The 6,128-nt window shown below is 72.0% G+C and carries 2 protein-coding genes; both read left to right on the forward strand.

All coding sequences use genetic code 11. The annotated features are described in order from the left end of the window. Nucleotides 1-4,271: SDR family NAD(P)-dependent oxidoreductase (locus tag IE198_RS34610; protein WP_189894032.1), on the forward strand; the 4,271-nt coding region annotated here is incomplete at its 5' end. A gap of 47 nt (nucleotides 4,272-4,318) precedes the next feature. Further along, a partial coding sequence (locus IE198_RS34615; protein ID WP_189894034.1) for a type I polyketide synthase occupies nucleotides 4,319-6,128 on the forward strand: 1,810 nt, incomplete at its 3' end.

A 6,128-nucleotide genomic window follows, 5' to 3' on the forward strand; every position in this document is an offset into this window, starting at 1 on the left:
TGGACGAGGTGCTGGCCGCATGCGAACGCGACGGGATCCGGGCCCGCCGGGTCAACGTGGACTACGCGTCGCACACCGCGCAGGTGGAGACCATCGAGGCCGACCTGCTGCAGGTGCTCGCCCCGGTGCAGCCGTCGAGCGGGAGCGTGCCCTTCTACTCCACGGTCACTGGTGGGTTCATCGACACCGCCACGATGGACGCCGGCTACTGGTACCGGAACCTGCGCGCCCAGGTCGGTTTCGAACCCGCCGTCCGCGCCCTCATCGACAAGGGCATGGGCTGCTTCGTCGAGGTGTCGCCGCATCAGGTGCTGACGATGGCGGTGGACGAGATCGTCGAGGCACAGGACGCCGTCGGCCGCGTGGCCGTGGTCGGTTCCCTGCGCCGCGACGAGGGCGGACCGGCCCGGTTCCTGCTCTCGCTCGGCCAGGCACACGTCGCGGGTGTGCGGATCGACTGGGAGGCGGTGTACGCGGGTACCGGGGCGGAGCGTGTGGACCTGCCCACCTACGCCTTCCAGCGGGAGAAGTACTGGCTGACCCCGTCCGCGCAGGGCGGTGACGTCGCGGCGGCCGGCCTGGACCGGATGCGGCACCCGGTCCTGGCGGCTGCCGTGCAGGTTCCCGAACGCGACGAGTGGGTCTTCACCGGTCGTTTCTCCACCGAGTCGCAGCCGTGGGTGCGCGACCACATGGTGCTGGGCGCCGTGATCGTGCCGGGTGCCGCGCTCGTCGAACTCGTCCTCGCCGCAGCCCGGCACCTCGGCTGCGAAGCCCTCGACGAACTGACCTTCGAGGTCCCGCTGACACTCGACGAGGGCTCCGCCCGGCACATCAGGGTCACCGTCGGCCAGCCGGACGAGGACGGCCGCCGCGAGGTCGCCGTCCACTCCCTCTCCGAGACCGGGACCGGACCGGACGACGCGCGACAGGTCGTCAGGCACGCGCGCGGCCGGCTGGCCCCCGAGGCCGGGCCCGCGGAACCCTTCCCCGCCGCCTGGCCGCCGGTCGCGGCCGTCGAGTCCTCCGCCGACGCCCTGTACGAGCGGCTGGCCGACATCGGACTCGACTACGGCCCGCTGTTCCAGGGCGTCCAGGCGGTATGGCGCCGCGGCACAGAGGTGTACGCCGAGATCGCCCTGCCGGAGGGCACCGCCGTGGACGGATTCGCCGTCCACCCCGCCCTGTTCGACTCCGCGCTGCACGCCAGCATGATGGACAAGGACACCGGCTCCGCTCCGGACCTGCCGTTCTCCTGGTCCGGGGTGCGGTGCGGGCGTCCGGCGTCCTCCCGGATGCGCGTACGCATCGCCGCCGCCGGAGAATCCGCCTTCCGCGTCGACGTCGCCGACGAGAACGGCGACATGGTCGTCGCCGTCGACAGCCTCGCCCTGCGCCCCGTGGACCCGGCCCAGCTGACGGGCGGCCGAGGCGAACAGAACGCACTGTTCCAACTGGAGTGGGCACCGATCACGGGAACGCCGTCCCAGGCCCGCATCGCGGTCCTCGGCGATCTGGACGCACCGGGTGAGCACTTCGCCGACCTGCCCGCCCTGGAGGCCGCGCTCGCCGAGGGCACCACGAGCCCCGACCTGGTGCTCGCCGAGATCGCGACCACGGCAGCCGCCGACCCCGCCCAGGCCGCCAACGCGGTCGCCGAGAACACCCTCGCCCTTGCCCAGCGGTGGCTCGCCAGCGAGTGGCTGGGCGAGGCCACCCTCGTGGCCGTGACGCGGCGCGCCGTCGCCGTCGGCGCCGAATCCGTGGACCTGGCCCAGGCACCGGCATGGGGTCTGCTGCGCAGCGCACAGACCGAGCACCCCGGCCGCTTCGTGCTGGTCGACACGGACGCCGACGCCCAGCCCGACTGGAGCTCCCTGGCCGGTCTGGACGAGCCGCAACTGGCCGTACGCGGTGGAGCACTGCTCGCGCCCCGCCTGGCACGGCCCGTCGCCGGGCCGTCCGGTCGGACGTGGCGGCTGTCCAGCACGGGGAAGGGCTCCCTGGAGAACCTCGCCGTCGTGCCCTCCGACGGGGACCGGCCACTGGGCGTCGGCGAGGTCCGCGTCTCCGTCCGGGCCGCCGGCCTCAACTTCCGCGACGTGCTCATCGCACTCGGCATGTACCCGGGCGACGCGCCACTGGGCAGCGAGGCGGCAGGCGTCGTGATGGAGGTCGGCTCCGGCGTCACCGATCTCAAGCCCGGCGACCGGGTGTTCGGGCTGGTGATGGATGCCTTCGGCCCCGTCGCCGTCGCCGACCGGAAGACCGTCGCGCCCATGCCGCAGCACCTCACCTTCACCGAGGCAGCCGCGATACCCGTCGTGTATCTCACCGCGTACTACGGCCTGGTCGACCTGGCCGACCTGCGGGCGGGCGAGAAACTGCTGGTGCACGCCGCCGCCGGTGGCGTCGGCATGGCCGCCGTACAGCTGGCCCACCACTTCGGCGCCGAGGTCTTCGCCACGGCCAGTCCGGCCAAGTGGGACGCCGTACGTGCCTTGGGAGTACCCCTGGAGCGCATCGCCTCCTCGCGCGACCTCGGCTTCCGCGACACCCTCCACGAGGCAACCGGTGGTTCCGGCGTGGACGTGGTGCTGAACTCACTGGCCGGCGAATTCGTCGACGCGTCACTGGAACTGCTGCCACAGGGCGGCCGCTTCATCGAGATGGGCAAGACCGACATCCGCGACCCGGAGGCCGTCGCGCACCAGTGCGCCGACGTGCGCTACCGCTCCTACGATCTGATGGAGGCGGCGCCCGAGCGCCTCCAGCAGATGCTGGTCGAGATCGCCGACCTCTTCGAACGCGGGATGCTGTCCCCCTCGCCGATCCGCGCCTGGGACGTGCGCCGGGGACAAGAGGCCTTCCGCTTCCTGCGTGAGGGCCGCAACGTCGGCAAGGTCGTACTGACCGTTCCGGCGCCCCCGGACCCCGAGGGCACCGTGCTGATCACCGGTGGCACCGGCGGGCTGGGCGCCCTGTTCGCCAAGCACCTCGTCACCAGGCACGGCATGCGCCACCTGCTGCTGGTCAGCCGCCGCGGCCCCGCCGCCGACGGCGCCGCCGAACTCGTCACCGAACTGGAAGCGCTCGGCGCCCGCGCGCGAGTCGCCGCCTGCGACGTGGCCGACCGCAAGGAGCTCGCCGGTCTGATCGACTCGCTCGAGCGCCCGCTCACCGCTGTGATCCACACGGCCGGTGTGCTGGCCGACGGCGTCATCGAGTCGCTGTCCCCGGAGCAGGTTCGGCACGTCATGCGGCCAAAGTTCGATGCCGCGTGGCACCTGCACGAGCTGACCTCGCGGATGGACCTGTCCGCGTTCGTGCTGTTCTCCTCCGCCGCCGGGCTGCTCGGCAACGCGGGTCAGGCCAACTACGCCGCTGCCAACGCCGCCGTGGACGCGCTCGCTGCCATGCGGCAGGCGGCCGGTCTGCCCACCCTCTCCCTTGCGTGGGGCCTGTGGTCCGACTCCACGGGAATGACCGGTGAGATGGACGAGGCCGACCTCGCCCGCATGGAGCGCACCGGCATCGGGGCGATCTCCAAGGACCTGGGCATGGAACTGTTCGACCAGGCCCTCGGCTCCGGAGCGGCCCTGCTGGCCCCGGTGCACCTGGACCTTGGCGCACTGCGCAACCAGGCCCGGTCCGGCATGCTGCCCGCCTTGCTGCGCGGTCTGGTGCGAGCCCCCGCGCGCCGTGCCGACAACTCCCGGTCGCTGGCGCAGCGGCTTGCCGGAGTGCCCGCTGCCGACCGCGAGCAGGTCGTGCTCGACCTGGTGCGAACCCAGGTCGCGTCCGTGCTCGGCCACGCTTCGGCCACCGCCGTCGACCCCGAGCGTGCCTTCAAGGAGCTCGGCTTCGACTCCCTCGCCGCGGTCGAACTGCGCAACAGACTCAGCCAGGTGGCCGGCATCCGGCTGCCCGCGACGCTGGTCTTCGACCACCCCACCCCGATCGAGGCCGCGCGGCGCATCCTCACCGAGGTCGGCGGAGCCGCCGACGGACCGAGCCGCTCACCGCTCGACGAGGAGCTGCAGCGGCTCGAAGCACTCCTGATTGCCGTGGCCGGCCACGAGCAGCAACTCGCCGGCGCGGAACCACGCCTGCGCTCGCTCAGCAACCGGCTGCGGACCCTGCTGAGCGCCGCCGGGTCCGGCCACGACGACACCGACGACACCCTCGACGACACCCTCGACGACGAACTCGACTTCGTCTCCGACAGCGAGATGTTCGACCTGATCGACAAGGAGCTCGGATCCGCATGACCGGAAAGACTGACGACGGCCGGAGCGGATCGATGGGCACCGACTCGATGAACGACCAGCAGAAACTCCGTACCTACCTGCGTCGGGTGACCGCCGAGCTGCGCACTGCCAACCGCAGGGTGCGCGAACTGGAACAGCGTGACGTCGAGCCGATCGCGATCGTCGGCATGAGCTGCCGGTTCCCGGGTGGGGCGAACTCGCCGGAGGAGCTGTGGGAGCTGGTGGCGTCCGGTCGTGACGCGGTGGGCCCGTTCCCGGCCGACCGCGGCTGGGACCTGGAGGGGCTCTACGACCCGGACCCGGATCGGCCCGGCAGCGCCTACGCCAGGGAGGGCGGGTTCGTCGACACCGCCACCACGTTCGACGCGGACTTCTTCGGGATCAGCCCGCGTGAGGCGCTGGCCATGGACCCGACCCAGCGGCTGACGCTGGAGGCGTCGTGGGAGGCGCTCGAGGACGCCGGCATCGACCCGACGACACTGCGGGGCAGCGACACCGGCGTGTTCGCCGGCACCGTCTCCTCCGACTACGGCCCGTCGACGCTGCCGGAGCTGGAGGGGTTCCGGGTGACCGGCACCCAGAGCAGTGTGATGTCGGGCCGCGTCGCCTACAGCCTCGGACTGGAAGGCCCGGCGGTCACGATCGACACCGCCTGCTCCGCCTCCCTCGTGGCCCTGCACCTCGCGGCGAACGCGCTGCGGGCCGGTGAGTGCTCGCTCGCGCTTGCCGGTGGTGTCACGGTGCTGGCCGGACCGTTCCTGTTCGTCGAGTTCAGCCGTCAGCGCGGCCTCGCGGGCGACGGGCGGTGCAAGCCGTATTCGGCGTCCGCGGACGGGACCGGTTTCTCCGACGGTCTCGGCCTGGTGGTGCTGGAGCGGTTGTCGGACGCCAAGCGCAACGGGCGGCGCATCCTTGGTCTGATCCGCGGCAGTGCGGTGAACCAGGACGGTGCCAGTAACGGTCTGACCGCCCCGAACGGTCCGTCGCAGGAGCGGGTGATCCGGCAGGCGTTGGCGAGTGCGGGGTTGAGCCCGGTCGAGATCGACGCGGTGGAGGGTCACGGGACGGGTACGAAGCTGGGTGACCCGATCGAGGCTCAGGCGTTGCTGGCGACGTACGGCCGTGAGCGTGACGGGGATCCGTTGTGGCTGGGGTCGATCAAGTCGAACATCGGTCACACGTCGGCAGCTGCCGGTGTCGCGGGTGTGATCAAGATGGTGATGGCGATGCGGCACGGGATGCTGCCGCCGACGCTGCATGTGGATGAGCCGTCCCCGCACGTGGACTGGGAGTCCGGCCAGGTAAGGCTGCTGACCGAGCCCCGGGAGTGGCAGGTCGAGGGTCGTCCGCGTCGCGCCGCGGTCTCGTCGTTCGGCGTGAGCGGTACGAACGCGCACATCATCGTGGAGGAGGCGCCGGCCGAGGAGCCGGTGGCGGTCGAGCGGACCGCGCCGGCGGCTCCGATGCCGGTCGTGGTGTCCGCACGCAACGACGCGGCACTGCGGGCGCAGGCGCGGCGGTTGCGGGAGCTGGTGGCCGCCGATCCGGACGTGTGCGTCGCGGACATCGGCTTCTCCTCCGCCACCACCCGCGCGTTGCTGGACCGGCGGGCGACCGTGGTGGCCACGGACCGCGCAGAACTGCTCGCCGGCCTGGACGCAGTGGTCTCGGCCACGCCGGCTGCGGGTGTGGTGGAGGGGCAGGTCGTCGGTTCGGGTGTGAAGCCGGTGTTCGTGTTCCCGGGTCAGGGTGCGCAGTGGGTGGGCATGGCGGTGGAGTTGCTGGATGCGTCGCCGGTGTTCGCTGCGGAGATCGCCGCGTGTGGTGAGGCGTTGGCGGAGTTCGTGGACTGGAGTT

Origin of the sequence: Streptomyces xantholiticus, from assembly GCF_014651015.1 — a bacterium.
GTDB classification, from domain to species: Bacteria; Actinomycetota; Actinomycetes; order Streptomycetales; family Streptomycetaceae; genus Streptomyces; species Streptomyces xantholiticus.